Here is a 21883-nt window from a genome sequence, read left to right on the forward strand (position 1 = left end):
GTTCCAGTGAGCGAATCAGGCGAGGACGCGCGACAGGGGGTCGTGAACGCGTTCGTGGAGGAAGATCGTCTCGGTCTGTTCTCGTTCGCCGTTGCCGAGAAGAGATCCGAGTACCTGGCCGTTCTCCGGGCGTTCGACACCGCACGAGCCAATTACGTCGTCCTGCTGCACTCGGGAGACGTGGCCGACCTCATCGCACGCAACCCCGGTCGGCACGACGCACTGACCACCCTCGACATCGCGCCCCTGCTCGACCAGCTTCACGCGTGGGGCCTGCTCGAACGCAGCTACGACGGCACCCGTGCCGCGACGCTCGCCGAGTACCGCAACCGCCACTTCGTCTACCAATTCGGCCAAGCCGGCTACAAGGCCTACCGCGCGGTCGAGGACGTGCTCGGAGCCCGCCTGGACGATGCTTCCCTGTCACGGCTGGTGCTACCCGAACTGCTGGCCGACATGCACGAGCTGGCCGAGGCGAACCGTCAGGCAGACGGCGATCGCATCTACCGCAAGCTCAGCCGACTCGATTCGACGCTGTCGGAGATGGCGACCCGCGCCGCGCACTTCTACCTGGTGCTGGGTGACCTGGTGCGCACCACCGAGATCACGCCGGAGTCGTTCCTGGTACACAAGGACGCCCTGCTCACGCACATGCGCGAGTTCAGCTCGGATCTGACCCGCTACGCCCCGAAGCTGGCCGAGGCGATAGCACTCGTCGAAAGCACCGGCATCGAGGAACTCGTCGACCGGGCCGCGATCAGCGACGAGCGAGTCTTCCTCACCGTGGACGAACGCCGCGCCGACTGGACCGATCGCTGGGCCGGTCTCTCGCACTGGTTCGTCTCGGCCGAGTCCGAACTGAGCGAGTCCGAGCGACTCCGCGAGGGCACGATGAGCGCGATCGCCGCCGTGTTGGCTCTGCTCCGCCGCGTCACCGAAACCCGCAAGGGCGGCGTCAGCCGCGAGAGCCAATTGCGCCATCTGGCCGGATGGTTCGCTGCCGCTCCCACCGAGGACAGCGCACACGCGCTGTTCCACGCCGTGTTCGGCCTCGGCAGACCTCGACACCTGTCGATGGTCCATCCCGACGCCGATATCATCTCGACGTCTCGATCGTGGTGGGAGGCACCGCCGGTCGAGATCTCGCGCACGCTGGCCGAGACCGGACGCACCCCGACCCCAGGCGTTCCGGGGCGGGTGCAACGCAACGACGGGGGAATCCGACGGCTGCGCGAGCAGCAACTCGAGTCGCAGCGATCACGCAGTGCCGCCGCGCAGTCCCTTGCCTCGGCGGGGATCCACGATCGCATTCTGAACGAGCAGGAAACCGAGGTGCTCTTGAGCTTGTTGAATGCCGCATTGACCGCACGAGTGCGCGTGAGCGGGCGCACCTCGGACTCGTCCGGCTCCGACAGTGGCGTGCGCCTGACATTGAGCGACAGCGACCGTTCGACGATCGTGCGGACCACCCGAGGCCGACTGCATCTGGACCGCCTCGCGCTCGACGTCAGTGAGGTCGCACGCCGATGAGGGCCCGCGAAATATCCTCTCTCGCACTCGATTCCTACCAACGGGCCGCCCGAGTGGCGTTGTCGAATCACCTGGTCACCGCGACGTACCCGGATCGGATCGCGCTGCCACTACTGCGCAGGTGGGCCACCGAGTTACGCGAGGACCTGCTCGAACTCTTCGGGTATCGCCTCGAGGTCACCGAGACGACCGCACGACTGTTCCCGGTGCTCGACGGACTCGACGACAGCCAACCCGCCCGAACGTCGACCGACCGAATCTTCGATCGCCGCAGATACGCGTACCTGGCGTTGGCGCTTGCGGCACTCGGCCGGGCCGGCAATCAGATCACGCTGTCCGAACTCGCCGATCACGTTGCGGCCGAGGCGAGTCAGGTGGACGGGGTCGAACTGAAGACCGACCGAGCAAGCGACCGAGACGCGTTCGTCGACGCGATCGGCTGGCTCGCGATCCGCGGCGCCATCGCGTTGGCCGACGGTGACGCGACCGGCTGGGCGAACAACCCGTCCGCAGGCGAAGCGCTCTACGACATCGACCGTCCCGTCGTCGTCGCCATGTTCCGGCCGCCCCGCGCCGTGCAGCACCTGCGGTCGATTCGTGGTCTGCTGGCCGGCTCGGACGCCCCGATCGATCCCGAGGATTCCGATCTCGGACACACCGAGTCCGGGCGTGAGGCAGATCCGAAGGAAACACTGCGTGCGGTACGCCGAGCGTTGGTCGAACAACCGGTCGTCTATCTGGACGATCTCGACCTGGACGGCCGCACCGCCCTGGCGGCGTCGCGCACCGTTGCCGACGTCGAGCTGCTGACCGGCCTCGTTGCCGAGCGTCGCTCCGAGGGGGTGGCCCTCATCGACACCTCGGGACGGCTCTCGGACTTTCGATTCCCCAGCACCGGAACCATTGCCCAGGTCGCATTGCTCATTGCGGGTGAGATCTCGGACCGGGTGATCGATCCCGACGCACCCGCGCTGGCGACCTACCCCCTCCCGGCCGGTGACGCCCTGATCGAGCAGTTGGACAGCGCCATTCCCGACGGCGGGATCTTCGGCGATCTCGCCGAATTCGGGTTCGGTTCCGATGCAACGGCATTCGTGGATACGGAAGAGAAGAAGCTGTATCCGTTGATCGAGGACAGTTGGCTGACAACGGTCGTCGACGATCTCATCGAACGATTCGGTCGTACGTTCGCCGCGCAGTGGCAGACCGACCGAGACGGTCTACGTACGCGAGCGATTGCGCTGCTGCATCGACTTCGACTGATCCACAGCGTGTCCGGCGGCGTGTTGGTGCTGCCGGTGATCGCACGCTACCGCGACGTGATGGTCAGCGTGCGTGATCGAACACCGCAAGATTCGTTGTTCGGCAGCGAACAGACCCCCAGCACCGATCCATCCGAAGTAGAGGCCTGAGTAGATGACCGCACACTCGACACGCTTTCGGCCGACGCGAGCCGGGATCGTCAACCTGTGGGACTACCGCGATCAGGAGTTCTCCTTCGCCGACGGTCGCCTGGTGCTGCGTGGTCCCAACGGATCCGGCAAAACCAAGGCGCTCGAGGTGTTGTTTCCATTTGTCCTCGACGGCCGCATCGAACCGCGCCGGCTCAATCCCTTTGCCGGAGAAGAGCGGACGATGAAGTCCAACCTCCTCTACCGTGGGCAGGAAAGCGCGCACTCCTACGTGTGGATGGAGTTCGGCCGCGGCTCACGCGAAGACCCCGAATCGGTGACGGTCGGCATCGGAATGCGGGCGAGCCGCCACAACGACAAGGTGACCCGCTGGTACTTCGTGGCCGACGGCCGAGTGGGCGTCGACTTCTCGTTGTTGGGTTCCGACGACCGGCCGTTGACGAAGAAGCAGCTCGGCGAACAGCTGGGTACCGACGCGTTGACCGATCGCCCGGTCGACTATCGCGCCGCGATCGACGCCCGTATGTTCGGGCTCGGTGCCCAGCGCTACGACCAGCTGATCAACCTCATTCTGACGTTGCGCCGCCCGCAGTTGGCCAAGAACCTCGACCCCAAGGGGCTCTCGCAGGCGTTGACCGACGGTCTGCGGCCGTTGGACGAGCAGCTCGTTCTCGAGGCAGCGCGCTCCTTCAGCGACATGGAAGAAGTGGGCCGGGCGCTCGAAGGACTGGCGCAGGCCGATCACGCCGCCAAGAACTTCGTCTCGGTGTACTCCAAATATCTTCGGGTGCAAACCCGTTCGGATGTCGAGCAGGTCTCGCGCCGACTCGAGGCGGTGACCCATGCGACCACCGCGCACTTCGCCGCTGCCGCACTGAAGGATCGGCGGCTGCTGGAACGGGCCGCGGCAGAAACCCGTTTCGACGAGGCGGAACGCGCACTGGATCAGGCCGTCGCAGACCGCGAGACCTTGCAGCGCTCGAGCGCCTACGAGGGCAAGCAGCAACTCGACGACCTGGCCGAATCCGCGGCGAAGTTGGAGGTCTCGACGGCCCAGCAGGCCGACCGCGCACGTAAGGCGCAAGCAGAACTGGAACAGCGCACCACCGAGGCGGCTCGGGCCGACTCCGCACTCCGGGACTCCGTTGCCGGGGTGACCCGCGCAGAGGAAGAGCTGCAGACTGCGGCCGAGGACGCGGGCATCGTCTGGACACCGCTGCCGGGCACAGCCCGCAGCGATCAGATCAGCACCGCTCTGCGCGGCCATGCCGAGGAGCGTGACGGCGACGTGCGGGCGGTACGTGAGGCGCTGGGAACCGTCGAGAAGGCGTCGACGGAACGCGCTCGTGCGGAGAAGGCCGCCTCGAAGGCTCGCGAGCTGCTCGAGGCCGCGTCGGCAGCGGTCACCGAGGCCGAGGCGAGCGTGGACGTGGAGAAGGCGCAGTTCGCGTCGGGCCTGCGGGCCTGGTGGTCGACCAATTCGGCGCTGTACTCCTCCGCGGGCATCACCTCCGCCGCGTTCGATGCCCTCGACGCGGCCTTGGCAGGTATCGGCGACGACGACGCCCCGAGCCTGGAATCCGTTCTCGCCGAACAGACCGCAGACGGGGTCGACGCCATTCGCGCCCGGCAGGCTCAGGCGCGGGTCGACGTGACCACCCGCACGGCCGAGCTGAGCACGCTGAACGACGAACTGGCTCTGGTGCGAGCCGAACACGACGACGCTCCGCCGCCGTTCGCCGCGCGGACCGACTCTCGTGCGGACCTGTCGGGAGCGCCGCTGTGGCAACTGGTTCGCTTTGCCGACTCGGTCTCCTCCGCCGACGCTGCCGGGATCGAATCCGCGCTGCAGGCGGCGAATCTTCTCGACGGCTGGCTCCACCCGGTCGCGGACTTCCCCGTCGACGCCAGCTCGGAGCAGTATCTCTCACCGCTACCGAAGGCCGACCGGCCGGCCGGCGCCACCTTGGCATCGGTGCTCGAGCCCGAGCCCGGTACCGCCGTACCCGAATCACGGATCCTCGAACTGCTGAACTCGATTGCACTGCAACCTGATACGAGCACCGCCGCCGACCGTGCGGTCTCGGTAGGCGTCGACGGCCGGTACTGGCAGGGGGTGCAGCAGGGTCGCCACACCAAAACCGACGCGGAGTACATCGGTGCGACGGCGCGGGCGCGTCGGCGAGAGCAACGCATCGCCGAACTCGGCACGGCGATCGACACCGCAACGGCCGCGCTCGAGACCGCGACGGCCGATGAGCGGACTGCGCATGAGTTGGTGCACGCACTGAACGCGGCCGCCAAGCAACTTCCTCGGGTCTCGGCCATCGTCAAGGCGCAACGCGCCGTCACAGCCGCCGCAGGGGCGCTGCGCACCTCGAAGGAGGGGGCCGCAGCGGCGGACCGTGAGTTCGACCTCTCGATCGCAGACCTCTCGGCGAAAGAGAAGCAGCTGCGTACCGTCGCCGTGGCTCATCGCACCCCGCACATCGGCCGTGACATCGATGCCCTCGCCGCGGCGATTCGGCACTTCGAGCATCAGGGTTCGGCGGTGATCCGCAAGCGCAGCGATCACACCCGCGAGGCCGAACGCGCCCGAGAGGCAGCCAACCGGCTCGACGAAGCGAGCGGTCTGGCCGAGGAGCTTGCCGAGGAAGCCGCGATCGCGGACGAAAGCTATCGGCAGCAGGTGCAGCGACTCGAGCTGCTGACCGACAAGCTCGGTGCCACTGCCGAACAGATCGACACCGATCTCGAGAACGCTCGCGAGCGCATCGAGAAGTGTCGCGCGGAGCAACGAGCCGCCCGCAAAGCGGACAAGGAAGCCGGTGAAGCGATCGGGAAGGCCGAGGGAGCGTGCAACACGGCGCTCGAAAGCCTGCGCGGTGCCGTCACCGAAACCCTGAACGATGCCGGGCGGCTCGCGCCGTACGCTCGCAAGGATCTACTGGCCATTCTCGGCGTCCACGAGGCGTATGCGTGGCCGGCCAGCGATTCGGCGTGGCTGAGCGTCGAACAGATCTTGTATCGCGTCCAGCAGGCCGACGGTCCCGACGACGAGGTTCCGGTACTTCCGCCGGTGGTGCGCGCGCTGCATTCGGCGCTCGATGCGGCGACGGCGTCGGTCAAAGTGAGTGACTCGAGCCGAAAGTCGACTCGGACGGCGCTGACGAGCGCGCTGCAGGAGTTCGACTCGCAACTCGCCGCCTCGGGTCAGGACTACCGGCTGCAGTGGGATGCGCCCGACGGTTTGACCGTGGTCCGTGTTCAGGACGAGCAGGGCTATTCGTCGGTCGGTGACTTCGCCGACCGAATCGGTGCGGCGAGGGCCGATCAGGAGTTGCTGCTGACCGAGCAGGAGCGCCGGATTCTCGAAGATGCACTGCTGACCGGTCTGGCGCAGCAGATTCACGAACGCACCGTCGACGCACGCGAGCTGATCGCGCAGATGTCCGCCGAGATGAAGCAGCGCCGCATGTCCTCGGGCAACACGATCGGTGTGCACTGGGTGCTCGCGGACAACCTCGACGACGGGGCCCGTGCGGTGTCCAAGCTGCTCGACCGCGACGCCTCGGCGTTGAACCAGGACGATCTGGCCGCGATGCGCGCCCACTTCGCGTCCGAGATCAGGATCGCTCGCGCGGCCCATCCGGAACGGTCCTATCCCGAGATCCTCTCCACCACACTGGATTACCGCCGCTGGCGCGTGTTCGCCTTCACACTCATCAGCGGCGACGGCAACGAGGATCGCCTCACCGTCGCACGCCACAGTGCGCTCTCGGGCGGTGAGCAGTCGGTCTCGCTGCACCTGCCACTGTTCGCCGCGGCGCACGTGATGCTCTCGTCCGCCGATCCACATTCGCCTCGGTTGCTCGCGCTGGACGAGGCCTTTGCCGGTGTCGACGACAACGGCCGCAGCGAATTGCTCGGTCTGAGTGTGCAATTCGATCTCGATCTGTTCATGACCGGATACGACCTGTGGATCACCTACGGGGACGTCCCCGGCTGCGCCCACTACGACCTTGCACATTCGACAGCCGAGAACACCGTCAGCGCAGCACTTCTGGTGTGGGAGAACGGCGAACTGTTCGCCGAACACGACGGTACCGACCTCGCGGCCGCGCTCGGGTCGCCGTTGACGCGCCGGGTGCCGACCCGAACCGAAGGTGGGCTGGAGTTTGACCGGTAACAGTGAGTGGCGCGACAGCGTCGAATTGGCTGCGCTGCTGGATGCGGCTCGAAAGAAGTTGGAGTCGAACTGGCTTCGCGTCGGCGGCAACATCACCGTCGACTTGAGCGATGCCCCTGAGTTATGGCGTCTGTGCAGCGCGATCTCTCGGTCCAACTCCAGTCTGCATTCTCGGGCGCGCAGCACCAGGCTCGACCTCGAGCGGTTCGACGCGTGGCTGAGCCATCCGCTCAACGGTGGGCTCGGACTGATCGACACCCTCACCCAGCAGGCCCCGCTGCAGGACAAGAAGCGGATCGCAGCCGACAAGGCTCAGGTCCGCGCGGATGCGCTCGACCGGGCCAGGGAGGTTCTCGGCGGCGGTACCGATCGCGAGTGGATCGAGCACTGGATGGCGTCGCTGCTCAATCAGGACGGCACCCTCGGGGGCCGCGTCGCCGTCGAAGCGCTCGCGGTGGCGACACAGGTTCTCGCGCTGCTTCCGGTGGACGGGATGTCTCTCACCGAACTCGCGGAGTTGGCCTGCGGTGACACCAAGGCGCTTTCGGGCGGCGGTGCCCCGAAACTCGTCCTCGACGCGTTGTCGCTGCGCGAGAACGTACCCCGCCCCGTCGATCCGGTCGGCATCAGAGCGCTGTGGGAAACCGCTGGCGTGTCCGTCGATCCGCTGTCCAGCCGAGTGTTGGTGCTCGGCTACCGCGTCGACGAGACCCACACCGTGGCTCGATGGCTGAACGATGCAGCAGACGAGGGCATCCCCTTCCCGGTCACCGTGGACATGCTCACTCGCGGTCCACTCAGCAACACCTCGTCCACGGTGTTCGTCTGCGAGAACGTGGCGGTGCTCGCCGCCGCAGCCCGCACCCTCGGCTCGAACTGCGCGAGCCTGATCTGCACCGACGGCCAGCCCTCCGCAGCGGTGCACCGGCTGCTGGCCTCCCGCGCGCCCGGCACCACGATCGAATGGCGGGCCGACTTCGACTGGGCCGGAGTGCACATGGTGAAACGAGCAGTGGACCGGTACGACGCGTCGCCCTGGCGGATGGACATCGACTCCTACCGGCGCGCACTCGATGCACGGAACTCCGAACCACTGAAGGGGCATCCGACCGACAGTCCGTGGGATCCGGAACTGACTGCTGCCCTTCGCGATTCGGGCCGAGCAGTCATGGAAGAACGACTGATCCCGGATCTGTTGACGGATCTGCGAACCGGAGATTCGACCTAACGCAGCGGCACTCCAAGCAGCGCGTCGACAGCATCGGCGAAGGCACCGGGTGCGCTCGCATCCGATCCGCCGCGCTCGACTGCGAAGCTCGCCCAGGCGTCCAGAGCGTCGAGCGCCTTGGGGGTGTCCAGATCATCGGCAAGATGTTGGCGCAACCGGTTGATCACGTCGTCGGCCGAGGCTGCGCTGTCGAGCGCAGCAGCCCGACGCCACAGCGCGAGTCGGGTGTGCGCGCGTTCGAGGACCTCGTCGGACCACGGCCGATCCTGCCGGTAATGGCCGGCGAGCAGACCGAGTCGTACGGCTGCTGGATCCACATTCTCGGCACGGAGTTTCGAGACGAACACCAGATTGCCGCGGCTCTTGGACATCTTCTCGCCGTCGAGCCCGATCATTCCGGTGTGCACGTAGTGCCGGGCGAAACGCGGATCACCGGTCGCCGCCTCGGCGTGCGCGGCCGAGAATTCGTGGTGCGGGAAGATGAGATCGCTTCCGCCGCCCTGGATGTCGAAGGCGGTACCGATGCGGTTGAGCGCGATGGCAGCGCATTCGATGTGCCACCCGGGCCGACCCGGACCCCACGGCGACGGCCACGACGGCTCGCCCGGCCGCACCGCGCGCCAGAGCAACGCATCGAGTGGATCCCGCTTACCGACCCGATCGGGATCGCCCCCGCGTTCGGCGAAGAACGTATCCATCGTGGCGCGGTCGTAACCGGACTCGTAGCCGAACTGCTCGGTCGCATCGGCGCGGAAGTACACATCCGGGTATTCGTCGTCGTCGACGACGTACGCGGCACCGGACGCGACCAGCTTCTCCACCAGTTCGACGACCTCGTCGACGGACTCGACGGCACCGATGTAGTCGCGCGGAGGGAGCACCCGCAAGGCTTCCATGTCGGCGCGGAAGAGTTCGATCTCACGAGCTCCGAGATCGCGCCAGTCCTCGCCGTCGCGGTCGGCGCGCTCGAACAGTGGATCGTCGACATCGGTGACGTTCTGCACGTAGTGCACGTCCGTTCCCGCGTCCAGCCACAACCGGTAGATCAGGTCGAACGTCAGGTACGTCGCCGCGTGCCCGAGGTGGGTGGCGTCGTACGGGGTGATTCCGCAGACGTACATCCGAGCCGTCGAACCTGGGGTCACGGGGCGCACCTGGCGGTCTGCGGTGTCGAACAATCGAAGCGCTGGACCCTGTCCTGGAATTGTCGGAATCTCCGGGCTCGACCAAGAATGCATGCAGCCGAGCCTATCCGAGCCCGATCAGAAGGCGGGCCAGGGTATGGGTCTGCTCGAGCGAGGCTCCGGCATGACGGGGCGGGCGATGAGCTCCTGCGCCCGATCGAGCACCGCGACCGTTTCGGTCAGGGTGATCTTGTCGACCAAACGTGGTGCGGTGACTGCATCGAACGTCTCGACGAACCTGACCACGTCCGTCATCAGTGCGTCGTCCACAGCCTGGCCTGCCCAACCCCACAGCACCGTGCGCAACTTGTTCTCGGCGTGCAGGCAGATTCCGTGGTCGACTCCGTACACGTAGCCGTCGAGGCCTTCGAGTGCGTGCCCACCCTTGCGATCGGCATTGTTGAGGATCACGTCGAGGACCGCCATCCGCTGCAGCCGCGGATCGTCGGCGTGGATGAGTGCGATTTCCTCGCCCTCGCCGTCGTACGCCTGAAGTACCGGAATCCATCCCGCCGGCACGAGATCGGGACGGCAGATGTCGACGAGGTCGACGCGTCCCTCGGCGCGCTCCTCCGGCGTGTCGATCCACTTCTGCACCATGCCGGGACCGAACGGCCCGTCGCGCAGCACCGTCGGCGGAATGACACCCCAACCGAGCGCCTCGGAGATCTCGTACGACGCCACTTCGCGGCCCGCGAGAGTGCCGTCCGGGAAATCCCAGAGCGGCACCTCCCCACGAACGGGTTTGTAGACGCACCGCACTGCCGAGTCGCCCTCGCCCGCCTCGCACACCAATGTGGCGTTGCTGGCGGACACCACACGACCGACGACGGTCAGGTCGCCGGTCTCCATGGTTTCGCGGCCCTCGAACGGCGGCAGTTCGACGGTCAAGATTCGTCGGCCTCGGTCACCGGTCCGAACGTCGCACCGCGGCGGTAGCCGTTGGTTCGGATGCAGACGTGTCCCTCGGGCGCCAGTGGTTGTCCACACAGTGGGCACGGTGCACGGCCCGCCGCGATGACGCGTTCGGACCGCACCGCGAACTCGCGGGCCTGTACCGGAGTGAGGAACACGCGGACGGCATCCGGGCCCTCGTCGGTGTCGTCGAGAACGACGGATTCGTCCACCTCGACCTCGCTGACGGCGAGAAGTTCCACCACGACGGCGTTGGCGTCGGCATCCCAGCCGAGCCCCATCGTCCCGACGCGGAACTCGGTGTCGATCGGAGTCAGCAACGGACTGGTGTCGACCTGGTCGGTCTCCTCGGCCGGAACGTCGGCTCCGAAGCGGCGGTGCACTTCTTCCAGGAGCAGCCCCATCCTGTCGGCGAGTACCTGGACCTGCTGCTTCTCCAAGGCGACCGACACCACTCGGGCGTCGTGCACCGCCTGAAGGAAGAACGTTCGGTCGCCCGGTTCCCCAACGGTCCCGGCAACGAAACGATCAGGGGTGCGAAAAACGTGTATGGCGCGCGGCATTGCACCTCCTAACGACTCGAACAGCTCCGCGAAGCACTTTCCGGAACTTTCATTATCGACCACAGATCGACCATGGTCGGTATTGCTTGCCCTCCAGCCTGCCACCGATCGGGGTGTCGGCGCCGAATCGGCGCTCTAGCTGCCTGCCCCACCACCGACGACCGCGTCGGAAGAGTCCGCGTTACCCGATTCCGGCGTGCTGGGCTCCTCGGCTTTCGGGACGAACGCACTCAGATCGGACCCGGTGTCGTTGGTCCGCAGTACGAAAGGCCGCGTCGAGGTGTAGCGCACGACACTGATCGATGCTGGGTCGGCGACGATGCGCTGGAAGGAATCGAGGTGGGCACCCATCGCATCCGAGAGCACCGACTTGATGACGTCACCGTGCGAGCACGCCACCCACAACACGTCGCGGCCGTGGTGCGCGGCCAACCGGGCGTCGTGCTCGCGCACGGCCTGTACCGCGCGTTGCTGAACCGTCGCCAAGCCCTCGCCTTCCGGAAAAACCGCAGCCGACGGATGCTGCTGAACGACCTTCCACAGCGGCTCGGCCAGCAGCTCCTTGATCGTCCGGCCGGTCCACTGCCCGTAGTCGACCTCCACCAACCGATCCTCGACCACCGGCGAGAGCCCCAGCTTGGCAGCCAACGGCTCGACCGTCTGCTCGCACCGCAGCAACGGCGAGCGCACGATCTCGGACACGGGAAGCTCGCCGAGGCGATCCGCCACCGCCTGCGCCTGCTCACGCCCACGATCATCGAGCTCGACTCCCGCGCTCCGCCCCGCGAGCGTGCCCGCGGTGTTCGACGTCGAGCGGCCGTGCCGAAGCAAGATGACTGTCATTGCAACGAGCCTAATGAGGACGAACCTACGTTGCAGATACGACCCCACCGGCCAGCAGACCGAGCACCACGACGCCCAGCACGATGCGGTATCCGACGAACCAGTACAGCGAGTGGTTCGCGACGAACTTCAGCAGCCAGGCGATCGAGGCGTAGCCGAGCCCGAAGGCGATGATCGTGGCCACCAACAGCTGCGGACCCGATGCGGCCAGGCCCGAGCCGACCGGCTCGAAGGCGTCGGGCAGCGAGAAGAGGCCGGAGGCGGTGACCGCCGGGATAGCGAGCAGGAACGAGAAGCGAACCGCTGCCTCGCGTTCGAGCCCGAGGAACAGGCCTGCGCTGGTCGTCGCCCCGGAACGGGACACTCCGGGGATCAGCGCGAGACACTGCGCCAGACCCATGACGATGCCGTCCCGGGTGGTCAGCTTCTCGATCGGGCGTTCTTTGCGACCCACCTTCTCCGCGATCGCGATGACGACGGCGAACGCGATCAGCATGAAAGCGATGAGGTAGAGGTTTCGCGCACCGGTGCGGATCTGGTCCTTGAACAGCAGGCCTAGGACGCCGATGGGGATGGTGGCAATGATCACGTACCACCCCATGCGGTAATCGAGTCCGCGTTCTTCCTTCTTCTTCAGGCCGACGAACCACGCCTTGACGATTCTGACGATGTCTCGCCAGAAGAACAGCAGCACAGCGGCTTCGGTGCCGAGCTGGGTCACCGCAGTGAACGAGGCACCGGCGTCCTCGTTCCAGAACACACTGGACACGATGCGCAGGTGCCCGGACGAGGAGATCGGTAGGAATTCGGTCAAGCCCTGCACTGCACCGAGGATGATCGCCTGCAGCCACGTCATGTCGATCATGCTGCGTCACCCTTCGAGATCGGTGTCGATGAACTGTTCACTACCGATGCGCGGCCGACGGCCTGCCCCCTGAATTCGCGATTCACGGGCACGACCGTACCCGGCGCGGCACCTGCGCACCGAGCGGCGCGGCGCACTACTGTGCACTGGCGGCAGTGCAGTTCGACAGCGACGATCACACGTAAAGGGACATTCGGCACATATGAAGCAGAGATCGGTCGGTACCAGCGGACTCCGAGTCTCCAGACTCGGCCTCGGCACCCTCGGATGGGGTAGCGGAACCGACGGTGACGACGCGGCAGCACAGTTGTCGGCGTTCGCCGAGGCCGGCGGCACGCTCGTCGACACGTCTCCGGCGTACGGGGACGGACGCGCGCAACGTGTGCTCGCCGAGTTGCTCGACGACGTCGTCCCCCGGCACGAACTGGTGATCAGCAGCGCAGCGGGACTGAGTTCTCGCTACGGCCGCTATCACGTCGACTGCTCCCGCCGCGGCCTGCTCGGCCAACTCGATGCCACTCTGCGCGAGCTCGGGACCGACTACCTCGACCTCTGGCAGGTGGCGGCCTGGGACCCGATGACCCCGGTCGACGAGGTCGCCGCGACGCTCGACTACGCCGTGACCAGCGGACGGGTCCGCTACACCGGTGCCCGTGGATACCTCGGCTGGCAACTCGCGACGGCGGCAGGCGCGGCCGGTACCGGACACATCGTGGCCACTCAGGCCGAGTATTCGCTGCTCGCGCGCGGAATCGAGGACGAGCTGGTTCCGGCCGCGCACCACCACGGCATCGGCATCCTCGCCGCGGTACCCCTGGCAGGCGGCGTCCTGACGGGCAAGTACCGCAACGGCGTACCCGCTGACTCCCGTGGGGCCGACGAACTGCACGCCGAGGCCGTGCACGCGTACCTGACCGATTCCGCTGTGGGCGTCGTCGACGCGGCCGTCACCGCGGCCGACGGGCTCGCCACTTCTCCCCTGGTGGTTGCACTCGCATGGGCGCGGGACCGACCCGGAGTGAGCAGCGCCATCGTGGGAGCGCGGGACCTCGCGCAACTGATGGGCGCATTGATGGCCGAGGAACTCGAGCTGCCGCCCGCGATCGCATCGGCGCTGGACGACGTCAGCGCCTGAAGACCCGCCAACATCGGACAGGCTAACCTTCCGTTGTGACCGTCAACCGTCTCGCCGCCGTGCTCCTCGTCGCCGGACTTCTGGTCGCCTGCTCGGCGAACACCCCCGCCGCAGAATTGCCGGGCTCCATCGGCCCACGGACCGCCGTCGTCGACGACCCGGACCCGGAGCCCGTCACGGCCGATCCAGCGGTGGTACTCCCCGTCACCGTGACCGGGTTCGACGGCGTCGCCGTGACGGTGACGGACAACACCCGCATCGTCGCTGCCGACCAGTACGGCACGCTCGCCGAGACCGTCTTCGCGCTTGGCCTCGGCGACAACCTCGTCGGTCGGGACACCTCTGCCACATTTCCTGCGGCCGAGGACGTGCCCGATGTCACCCCGACCGGCCATTCCCTGAGCGCCGAGGGAATTCTGGCGCTGTCGCCGACCGTCGTGCTGACCGACACCAGCATCGGTCCACGCGCTGTGCAGGATCAGATCCGAGCCGCGGGCATTCCCGTCGTGTACTTCGACCCCACGCGGACTCTGGCCGGCGTCGCAACCCAGATCGAGGCCGTGGCAGCCGCCCTTGGGGTGCCCGACGCCGGTGCCGCCCTCGCCGAACGAACGAACACCGAGATTTCGGCTGCGTCGAACGACACTCCAGGCTCCACCGAACCGCTGAAGATCGCGTTTCTGTACATGCGCGGGCCGGCAATCAAGATGCTCGCCGGGCCAAGCTCGGGAGCTGACGCACTGATCGAGGCTCTCGGTGCCAGGGATGCCGGTGTCGAATCGGGTCTGACCGAGCAATTCGTGCCGGTCACCAGCGAAGCCTTGATCGCCGCAGCACCCGACGTCATTCTGATGATGACCAAGGGCCTCGAATCGATCGGCGGAATCGAGGGTCTCGAGCAGATCCCCGGAATCGCCCAGACCCCCGCAGGCCGAGAACGCCGGGTGGTGGACATGGACGACGGGACCATCCTCAGTTTCGGCCCGAACACGGGAAAGGTGTTGGGCGCGCTGTCGACGGCCGTGTACGACCCGGCGTCATGACGGAACGGACACTCGCCGAACCACGTACGGGCCGAGGAAAGGTTCTTGCCACATTCGGAGCCCTGGGCGCGGCGCTGGTGGGCCTGGCATTGATCTCGGCCGTCGTGGGGCAGGTTCCGACGACTCCGCTGGAAGTACTGGGCAGCCTCACGCATCGGGTGGGACTCGACATCGGACCGATGCCCGCCCATCCCAGCGGTGAGGTGACGCTGTGGCAGGTCCGATTCCCGCGGCTGACGCTGGCTGTCGTCGTCGGCGCGTGCCTGGGCTGCGCGGGTGCGCTGCTCCAGGGGGTGTTCGCCAATCCACTGGCCGAGCCGGGTGTCGTCGGGGTCTCCTCTGGTGCCGCCGTCGGAGCCAGCTCGGTCATCGTGCTCGGTGGCAGCTTCGCCGGAGTCTGGAGTGTGGCGTTCGCTGCATTCGTCGGCGGGCTGGTCACCACGATCGCCGTGTATTTCCTCGCTCGTAACGCAGGTCGCACCGAAGTGGTGACGCTCATCCTCACGGGCGTTGCGGTCAATGCCTTCGCCGGCGGCATCATCGCGTTCTTCACCTTCGTCGCCAGTCCCGCCGCCCGCGATCAGATCGTGTTCTGGCAGCTGGGGTCGCTCGCGGGCGCAACCTGGCAGTCGGTGGCCGTGGTCGGCCCGCTCGCACTGCTCGGAATCGGTGCCTCCATGGCGATCGCCCGCAGACTCGACCTGCTTGCGCTCGGAGAGAACGTGGCACGCCATCTGGGCGTGAACGTGGAACGACTCAGGCAGTTCGCCATCGTCGTCGTCGCCCTGCTCGTCGCGTCCGGGGTCGCCTTCACCGGAATCATCCTGTTCGTGGGTCTGGTGGTTCCGCACGCCATGCGGATGGTGCTCGGTCCCGCCCATCGACTCCTCATTCCGGCCAGCGCCCTCGCCGGGGGCGTCGTGCTGGTCGCTGCCGATCTCGTCACGCGGACCCTCGTTGCGAACGTCGACCTACCGCTCGGCATGGTGACTTCGCTGGCAGGTGCGCCGTTCTTCTTCTGGCTGCTCCGCCGTACCCGTGCTCGCCAGGGCGGCTGGGCGTGACGAGACGCATCGGCGCCGCGCGCCGCGACATCCCGGCCGCCCCCGAACCGGGTTCGAGCACCCTCGTTGCCCGCGGAGTCTCCGCACGGCGCGGGGACGCGACGGTGTTGTCCGATATCCACCTCGACGTGGTGGCCGGCGAGATACTGGCGTTGGTGGGCCCCAACGGCGCGGGCAAATCGACGCTGCTGTCGGTCCTGGCGGGAGATACCGAGCCCAGTGCCGGATCGGTTCTGCTGGGCGACGAGCCGCTGACCCGTATCCGCACGGTGGACCTGGCCAGGCGCCGCGCTGTGCTCCCTCAACAACACAGCGTCGGGTTCGCGTTCACGGCCGGCCAGATCGTCCGGATGGGTCGAGCCCCCTGGGTCGGCACGTCGGAGGCACGCAACGACGACGACCGCGTCGCCGCAGCCATGTCCGCCTGTGATGTATCGGAGTTCTCGCGTCGACCGTTCGCGTCACTCTCGGGAGGTGAGCAGGCCCGGGTCGCGTTGGCGCGCGTCATAGCGCAGGACACCGCAACGATCATGCTGGACGAACCCACCGCCGCACTCGACGTGGGACATCAGGAGTCGGTGATGGCCGTGGTGCGCTCACTCGCCGAACAGGGCCGCGCCGTGGTCGTCGTGCTGCACGATCTCGGACTCGCAGCGGCGTACGCCGACCGCGTCGCGATCCTGGATTCGGGACGATCGATTGCTGCCGGTCCGCCGCGGGAGGTGCTCACCGCCGAGCGGTTGGGCCGGGTCTACCGGCACCCCGTCGATGTGTTCGATCATCCCGAGACGGGCGAACAGCTGGTGGTTCCCCACCGCGTCAGAAACCCTCCAGCACGGAATTGACCCGACCGAAGAAGGCACGCACCGCCGTGGTGTCTCGCTGTGACGCATCGGACAGCTGCTGCGCGTGTGCGACCGCATCACGCACCACGCCGACAATGCTGCGTTCGTCGGTCAGATCGACTTCGGTGACCGAATGCTCGGCGACCGCCTCGACCTCGGACCGGTCCGGTACGGGAGACCGCACATCGGCTCGGTATATCTCCACGTACAGGGTGCTTCTGTGCACGCGAAACGCGAACGCACGGCCGTCATCGGTCCGCCCGAAGCCGTTCGCATGCGTTCCCGCGTTCACTTCCTCGACGACGAAGTGTGTTTCCTCGGATCCCACGTCCACTCCCATGTCGTGCATTCACCTCGGGCGATCACGCTACCGCTTCCTCGGACGCGGCCGGACGACAACAGATCCGGCGCGGTCGATTTCGCCGAGATCGCCGCACGCTGGTACAGATGTGGCAGCGCCTCCACAGGCAGCATCTTCTCGAGGAAGTAGGTTCGGCCTCATGCGAACACCGTCGGCTCGTTCGATTCGCGCGGCAGTCGCGTCCGCGCTCGCCGTCGTCACAGTCCTGTCGGTCGGCGGGTGTTCCAGCGACGACGAGAACGCGGACGACATCTCCGTCGAACCCCGACCGCCTGCCGAGTCCCCCGAGGCGACCGTGACCCCCGCCGGAACCGTCAGCGCGTTCGCCCCGGTGGACGCCCTCACCTTCGACCCCGTCACCCGCACCCTGGTGGCGCTGACCGACGCATCGACAACCGTGACTCTCGTCCGCGACGAAGCCACGGCCGAGGCCCGTGTGGTCGACCTGGGCTCGACGGGAGCGCAACTCGTCGCCGGGCGGGACTCGACAGTGCTCGTTCCGATGGACGGTGCCGTCGCGAGGATCGGCGTGGCGGACGGTCGCCGCACCGATATGACCGTCGACGCCGACGCGCTGTCCGCAGCAGACCTGCCCGACGGCACGACGGCCGTCGGCGACGACAGCGGAACGGTCCGCGTGCTCGATACGAACGGCCAGGTCACCGCCACGGTCTCCGGCGGCAGCCTGACCTCGGCCGACGCACTGGCCAGTACACCGAAAGGCGTCTCGGTCCTCGACCGTCGACAGACATCGGTGACCGATCTGAACCTGGACGACGGCACCCTCGGCGTGGCCCTGCGTGCGGGCGAAGGTGCCGCGGAGATGACCAGCGACGAATTCGGCCGTCTACTGGTCACCGACTCGACCGGAACCGAGCTGCTCGTATTCACCTCGCACGATCTGCTGATGCGGCAACGCTTTCCGGTCGGCGCACAGCCGTGGGCGATCACCTACGATGAGCAGTCCGGTATCGCATGGGTGACGTTGCCGGCCCTCAACGAGGTGGTCGGGTACACACTCGACACCGGAATTCCTGTCGAAGCCGAGCGGTTGGCCACAGTGCAGCAGCCCAATTCGGTGGCCGTCGACGCCGACACCGGCGACCTGTACGTGGGATCGGCAACCGGTGACGGCCTGCAGCGCATCCCCGCTGCGGGTCGTTGAGCTGGGGTTCTGCCACAACGACTCTGGTGACGAAGGAGACACGTGAGCACACACGACAGTTCGACTCCTGGTCGAGCGAAGATGCCCGTCGGATGGGAAGTGTCGCCTTCCGACGACTGGGAATACGTGCCGCTGAGGTTGCCCCCTGACGTGACCAGGGTGACCGCGTCGATGCGGCTGGCGATTCAAGCCGAGTTCGGCGGCTGGGAACTGTCGCGGGTTCGCCTCTACACCGACGGCAGCAGACGCGTGCTGCTCAAGCGCAAGAAGACCGCGCATCACATCCCGGAGCCCGGAATCTGAGCCCGACGGCAGTACTGTTCCACCGCAGGATGTTGGACCGAGCCGGATCGATCGGAAAGAAGAACGTGGGAGACCGTCTGTACCGCGCCTTGCTGCGCTTGATGTTCCTCGTGCCACCGGAGAAGATTCACCACCTCGCATTCGGGGTGCTCCGCGCCGTGGCCGTCGCGCCACCGCTGCGTTTTCTGGCCGAGAAGGCGTTCGTGGTCGATGATCCGCGACTGCGCTCGACGGTGTTCGGCGTCGACTTTCCCGCTCCCCTCGGTCTTGCGGCCGGCTTCGACAAGAATGCAGACGGCATCGACGCCTGGGAGCCCATCGGATTCGGTTTCGCCGAGATCGGCACGGTGACGGCGCAGAGCCAGCCCGGTAACCCCACGCCTCGACTGTTCCGGTTGCCTCTCGACCGCGCCATCGTCAACCGCATGGGCTTCAACAATCACGGTGCCGAACACGCTGCGGACCGATTGCGCGGCCGGCGCACGCGCATCCCGATCGGTGCCAACATCGGCAAGACCAAGATCGTGGAGCCGGCCGACGCTGCGGCGGATTACACGGCCAGCGCGCGGCTTCTGGGCCCGTTGGCGGACTTCGTGGTCGTCAACGTGAGCTCCCCCAACACTCCGGGTCTGCGTGACCTTCAGGCCGTCGAATCGCTGCGGCCGATCCTGGTGGCGGTTCAGTCGGTTGTCACAGTGCCGGTATTGGTCAAGATCGCCCCCGACCTCTCCGACGAGGACATCGACGCGGTGGCCGACCTGGCCGTCGAACTCGGCCTCGACGGCATCGTGGCCACCAATACGACGATCTCGCGCGCGGACCTGCGCAGCGATGCGGAACTGGTTGCCGGAATGGGAGCTGGAGGCCTGTCGGGAGCTCCGCTGGCAGAGCGATCGCTGGAGGTGCTGCGGCGTCTCTACCGCCGAGTGGGCACCCAGCTGACGTTGATTTCCGTCGGGGGAATCGAGACCGAGGCGCAAGCTTGGGAGCGAATCACTGCGGGAGCTTCTCTGGTGCAGGGCTATACGGGGTTCATCTACGGCGGCCCGCTGTGGATCAAGGGCATTCACCGGGGACTGGCTGCTCGGCTCGAGAAACACGGGTTCGCCACGATCGCCGAGGCGGTGGGCTCGGCGAACAGGCCCTGAACCGTCGGGTGTCGAAACGAATCTTCCGACACCCGACGATCGAGCTCAGGCCTCGTAGATGCCGGTGAGGACCGCACGACCGATGGCGTGCGAGAACAGATTGAAGCCGAGGTAGGCCGGGGTGGCCGTCTCGTCGACTTCCAGTCGCTCGACGTCCACCGCGTGAACGGCGATGAAGTACCGGTGCGGTCCGTGACCTGCGGGCGGGGCTGCACCGATGTAGCGGAACAGACCGGCGTCGTTCTTCAGTGTCACCGCGGTGCTGGGAACTCCGGTTCCGCCGTCGTCGCCGGCTCCCGATACCAGCGACGTCGTTCCGACAGGGATGTTGGCCACTGCCCAGTGCCAGAAGCCGGATGCCGTCGGCGCGTCGGGGTCGTAGACGGTGACGGCGAAACTCTTGGTGCCCTCGGGGAATCCGGACCAGGACAGCTGCGGGGAGTTGTCGTGTCCACCGGCTCCCATGATTCCGCTGACCTGCTGGTCCTTCAGGGTCTTGCCGTCCTCGACATCCTCGGACGTCAACTCGAAGGTCGGGAGGTCCGGAAGCGAGTCGTATGGGTTGTACGCCACGATGGTTCCTTTCGTATCAGCTGTGCAGCAAGAAGTGTTCGAGTACCTGTGTACCGAACTCCAACGACTCCACGGGTACTCGTTCGTCGATGCCGTGAAACAACGCGGCGAAATCGAGTTCCGGCGGAAGCTTCAGTGGAGCGAACCCGAAGCAGCGAATGCCGATGCGCGCGAACGCTTTTGCGTCGGTGCCGCCGGACAGCATGTACGGCACGGTACGGCCGTTGGGGTCGTGCGCGAGGACGGCGTCGTTCATCGCATCGACGAGATCCCCGTCGAACGTCGTCTCGTACGGTTCGAGCTTCGTGATCCACTCGCGTTCGACATTCGGGCCGATCAACTCGTCGACCTCCTTCTCGAATGCCGCCTGCCGTCCGGGCAGCACGCGGCAATCCACCACGGCAGTCGCGGTCTGCGGAATCACGTTGGCCTTGTAGCCGGCCGAGAGCATCGTGGGGTTCGCCGTGTCGCGCAGGGTTGCGCCGACGATGCGGGCGATGCTGCCGAGTTTGAGCAGGGTGCCGTCGATGTCCGGTGACGTCGGATCGAAATCGAGACCCGATTCCTCCGAGACCGCCTGCAGAAACTGCGAGACCGATTCGGTGAGCACCAGCGGGAAGGTGTGATTGCCCAGTTTGGCCACTGCCTCGGCCAGGTACGTCACGGCGTTGTCGTCGTGCAGGAACGATCCGTGCCCGGCCCGAGCCTTCGCGGTCAGCCGCATCCACGCCAGGCTCTTCTCGGCGGTTTCCACCATGTACAGCCGCTTCTCGGTGCCGTCCGGGCGAGCGACGGTGAGCGAGAACCCGCCGACCTCGCCGACCGCCTCGGTGACACCCTCGAAGAGATCGGGTCGATTGTCGACCAGCCAGTGCGATCCGTACTTGCCACCCGCTTCCTCGTCGGCCAGGAACGCGAACAGGATGTCGCGAGGTGGCACGGTTCCGGTGGACTTGAACTGCCGGGCCAGCGAGAGGGCCATGCCGACCATGTCCTTCATGTCCACGGCACCGCGGCCCCACACGTACCCGTCCTCGACGGCTCCGGAGAACGGATGCACGCTCCAGTCGGCAGGTTCCGCAGGCACGACGTCCAGGTGTCCGTGGACCAGCAGCGCGCCGCGCGAGGAGTCCGCTCCGCGCAGCCACGCGAACACGTTGCCGCGTCCGGGGGCACCGGACTCGACGTACTCCGTCTCGTACCCCACCTCCTCGAGCTTGCTCGCCACCCACTCGGCACATTCCTTCTCGCCGACCGTGGTGTCGAGCTCACCCGTGTTCGAGGTGTCGAACCGGATGAGGGAACTGACGAGATCCACGACTTCGTCGAGGGCAACGGTGGCGTCGACATCGGTTGTGTTTCCGGGATTGCTCACATCGTTGGGCACACGTCGTTCCTACCACCAGAATCCACTCCGGGCACCATGAGAAACGGCCCCGAGCATGAACTGACGTGGGGATTTGGGTTATCGGGAACCCGTCGGATAATCTTACGCAGCACACAGCGGCCGGCTGTGA

At 66.7% G+C, this 21883-nt stretch carries 19 protein-coding genes; 11 read left to right on the plus strand and 8 right to left on the minus strand.

Annotation, left to right across the window (positions count from 1 at the left end):
- The first annotated feature begins 54 nt into the window (after positions 1 to 54).
- Genes MTX35_RS00240 through MTX35_RS00255 form a run of 4 tightly spaced genes read left to right on the plus strand, consistent with a single transcriptional unit; the run spans position 55 to position 8359 of the window.
- On the plus strand, positions 55 to 1530 hold the full coding sequence (locus MTX35_RS00240; protein ID WP_374230223.1) for a TIGR02677 family protein: 1476 nt from the start codon (positions 55 to 57) through the stop codon (positions 1528 to 1530).
- Positions 1527 to 2942 carry a DUF2398 family protein gene (locus tag MTX35_RS00245; protein ID WP_243593054.1) on the plus strand — a complete coding sequence of 472 codons (1416 nt, stop codon included), beginning with the start codon at positions 1527 to 1529 and terminating at the stop codon, positions 2940 to 2942. The genes MTX35_RS00240 and MTX35_RS00245 overlap by 4 nt, the downstream gene beginning before the upstream one ends.
- Before the next feature lie 4 nt (positions 2943 to 2946).
- Positions 2947 to 7131 carry a TIGR02680 family protein gene (locus tag MTX35_RS00250; RefSeq protein WP_243593055.1) on the plus strand — a complete coding sequence of 1395 codons (4185 nt, stop codon included), beginning with the start codon at positions 2947 to 2949 and terminating at the stop codon, positions 7129 to 7131.
- Complete coding sequence (locus MTX35_RS00255; RefSeq protein ID WP_243593056.1) at positions 7121 to 8359, plus strand: DUF2399 domain-containing protein; 1239 nt, start codon at positions 7121 to 7123, stop codon at positions 8357 to 8359. Before MTX35_RS00250 ends, MTX35_RS00255 begins: the two co-directional genes overlap by 11 nt.
- On the opposite strand, the gene mshC is transcribed toward MTX35_RS00255, so the two are convergent.
- The 5 genes from mshC to MTX35_RS00280 all read right to left on the minus strand — a co-directional run bounded on the left by mshC (position 8356) and on the right by MTX35_RS00280 (position 12720).
- Positions 8356 to 9597: a cysteine--1-D-myo-inosityl 2-amino-2-deoxy-alpha-D-glucopyranoside ligase gene (mshC, locus tag MTX35_RS00260; protein WP_243593057.1), complete on the minus strand. Its 1242-nt coding sequence runs from the start codon at positions 9595 to 9597 to the stop codon at positions 8356 to 8358. The two genes, MTX35_RS00255 and mshC, sit on opposite strands and share 4 nt — an antisense overlap.
- 24 nt (positions 9598 to 9621) lie before the next feature.
- A complete protein-coding gene (locus tag MTX35_RS00265) occupies positions 9622 to 10395 on the minus strand; it encodes an SCO1664 family protein (protein WP_243593584.1) in 774 nt (257 codons plus the stop codon).
- A 35-nt stretch (positions 10396 to 10430) separates the two neighbouring features.
- A complete protein-coding gene (locus MTX35_RS00270; RefSeq protein WP_243593058.1) occupies positions 10431 to 11021 on the minus strand; it encodes a DUF3090 domain-containing protein in 591 nt (196 codons plus the stop codon).
- A gap of 135 nt (positions 11022 to 11156) precedes the next feature.
- Positions 11157 to 11864, minus strand: a complete 708-nt coding sequence (locus MTX35_RS00275) for a histidine phosphatase family protein (RefSeq protein WP_243593059.1) — start codon at positions 11862 to 11864, stop codon at positions 11157 to 11159.
- Positions 11865 to 11889: 25 nt separating this feature from the next.
- Complete coding sequence (locus MTX35_RS00280; RefSeq protein ID WP_374230224.1) at positions 11890 to 12720, minus strand: undecaprenyl-diphosphate phosphatase; 831 nt, start codon at positions 12718 to 12720, stop codon at positions 11890 to 11892.
- Between the two features lie 211 nt (positions 12721 to 12931).
- Here MTX35_RS00280 and MTX35_RS00285 point away from each other — a divergent pair, with 211 nt between their 5' ends.
- The 4 genes from MTX35_RS00285 to MTX35_RS00300 all read left to right on the plus strand — a co-directional run bounded on the left by MTX35_RS00285 (position 12932) and on the right by MTX35_RS00300 (position 16816).
- The gene (locus tag MTX35_RS00285) at positions 12932 to 13864 is read left to right on the plus strand and encodes an aldo/keto reductase (RefSeq protein ID WP_243593061.1); all 933 of its coding nucleotides are present in this window, start codon (positions 12932 to 12934) and stop codon (positions 13862 to 13864) included.
- A gap of 80 nt (positions 13865 to 13944) precedes the next feature.
- On the plus strand, positions 13945 to 14907 hold the full coding sequence (locus MTX35_RS00290) for an ABC transporter substrate-binding protein (protein WP_279395548.1): 963 nt from the start codon (positions 13945 to 13947) through the stop codon (positions 14905 to 14907).
- Entirely contained in the window at positions 14904 to 15971 is a 1068-nt protein-coding gene (locus MTX35_RS00295) for an iron ABC transporter permease (protein WP_243593063.1), read from the plus strand. Before MTX35_RS00290 ends, MTX35_RS00295 begins: the two co-directional genes overlap by 4 nt.
- Complete coding sequence (locus tag MTX35_RS00300; RefSeq protein ID WP_243593585.1) at positions 15962 to 16816, plus strand: heme ABC transporter ATP-binding protein; 855 nt, start codon at positions 15962 to 15964, stop codon at positions 16814 to 16816. Before MTX35_RS00295 ends, MTX35_RS00300 begins: the two co-directional genes overlap by 10 nt.
- On the opposite strand, the gene MTX35_RS00305 is transcribed toward MTX35_RS00300, so the two are convergent.
- On the minus strand, positions 16791 to 17156 hold the full coding sequence (locus MTX35_RS00305; protein WP_243593064.1) for a hypothetical protein: 366 nt from the start codon (positions 17154 to 17156) through the stop codon (positions 16791 to 16793). The two genes, MTX35_RS00300 and MTX35_RS00305, sit on opposite strands and share 26 nt — an antisense overlap.
- 160 nt (positions 17157 to 17316) lie before the next feature.
- On the opposite strand from MTX35_RS00305, the gene MTX35_RS00310 reads away from it, so the two are divergent.
- From MTX35_RS00310 to MTX35_RS00320, 3 genes are all read left to right on the plus strand, one after another.
- Positions 17317 to 18342: a YncE family protein gene (locus MTX35_RS00310; RefSeq protein WP_243593065.1), complete on the plus strand. Its 1026-nt coding sequence runs from the start codon at positions 17317 to 17319 to the stop codon at positions 18340 to 18342.
- A gap of 81 nt (positions 18343 to 18423) precedes the next feature.
- Positions 18424 to 18645: a DUF5703 family protein gene (locus tag MTX35_RS00315; protein ID WP_032377864.1), complete on the plus strand. Its 222-nt coding sequence runs from the start codon at positions 18424 to 18426 to the stop codon at positions 18643 to 18645.
- A 77-nt stretch (positions 18646 to 18722) separates the two neighbouring features.
- Positions 18723 to 19793 (plus strand): quinone-dependent dihydroorotate dehydrogenase, encoded by a 1071-nt coding sequence (locus tag MTX35_RS00320; protein ID WP_243593586.1) that lies wholly within the window; start codon positions 18723 to 18725, stop codon positions 19791 to 19793.
- Positions 19794 to 19838: 45 nt separating this feature from the next.
- Here MTX35_RS00320 and MTX35_RS00325 read toward each other — a convergent pair whose 3' ends face one another.
- Positions 19839 to 20366, minus strand: coding sequence for a YbhB/YbcL family Raf kinase inhibitor-like protein (locus MTX35_RS00325; protein ID WP_243593066.1), 528 nt, complete (start codon positions 20364 to 20366; stop codon positions 19839 to 19841).
- A gap of 16 nt (positions 20367 to 20382) precedes the next feature.
- Positions 20383 to 21741, minus strand: a complete 1359-nt coding sequence (locus MTX35_RS00330; protein ID WP_243593587.1) for a M20/M25/M40 family metallo-hydrolase — start codon at positions 21739 to 21741, stop codon at positions 20383 to 20385.
- Between the last annotated feature and the right edge of the window lie 142 nt (positions 21742 to 21883).

The organism is Rhodococcus sp. ARC_M12, assembly GCF_022810385.1.
Classification (GTDB): Bacteria; Actinomycetota; Actinomycetes; order Mycobacteriales; family Mycobacteriaceae; genus Rhodococcoides; species Rhodococcoides navarretei.

Bases quoted from the DNA above. Each gene is read 5' to 3' on its own strand.
- MTX35_RS00245 (WP_243593054.1), top strand. From the start codon at position 1,527: ATGAGGGCCCGCGAAATATCCTCTCTCGCACTCGATTCCTACCAACGG.
- MTX35_RS00250 (WP_243593055.1), top strand. From the start codon at position 2,947: ATGACCGCACACTCGACACGCTTTCGGCCGACGCGAGCCGGGATCGTC.
- mshC (WP_243593057.1), bottom strand. From the start codon at position 9,597: ATGCATTCTTGGTCGAGCCCGGAGATTCCGACAATTCCAGGACAGGGT.
- MTX35_RS00265 (WP_243593584.1), bottom strand. From the start codon at position 10,395: ATGGAGACCGGCGACCTGACCGTCGTCGGTCGTGTGGTGTCCGCCAGC.
- MTX35_RS00270 (WP_243593058.1), bottom strand. From the start codon at position 11,021: ATGCCGCGCGCCATACACGTTTTTCGCACCCCTGATCGTTTCGTTGCC.
- MTX35_RS00275 (WP_243593059.1), bottom strand. From the start codon at position 11,864: ATGACAGTCATCTTGCTTCGGCACGGCCGCTCGACGTCGAACACCGCG.
- MTX35_RS00280 (WP_374230224.1), bottom strand. From the start codon at position 12,720: ATGACGTGGCTGCAGGCGATCATCCTCGGTGCAGTGCAGGGCTTGACC.
- MTX35_RS00285 (WP_243593061.1), top strand. From the start codon at position 12,932: ATGAAGCAGAGATCGGTCGGTACCAGCGGACTCCGAGTCTCCAGACTC.
- MTX35_RS00295 (WP_243593063.1), top strand. From the start codon at position 14,904: ATGACGGAACGGACACTCGCCGAACCACGTACGGGCCGAGGAAAGGTT.
- MTX35_RS00305 (WP_243593064.1), bottom strand. From the start codon at position 17,156: ATGGGAGTGGACGTGGGATCCGAGGAAACACACTTCGTCGTCGAGGAA.
- MTX35_RS00310 (WP_243593065.1), top strand. From the start codon at position 17,317: ATGCGAACACCGTCGGCTCGTTCGATTCGCGCGGCAGTCGCGTCCGCG.
- MTX35_RS00315 (WP_032377864.1), top strand. From the start codon at position 18,424: ATGCCCGTCGGATGGGAAGTGTCGCCTTCCGACGACTGGGAATACGTG.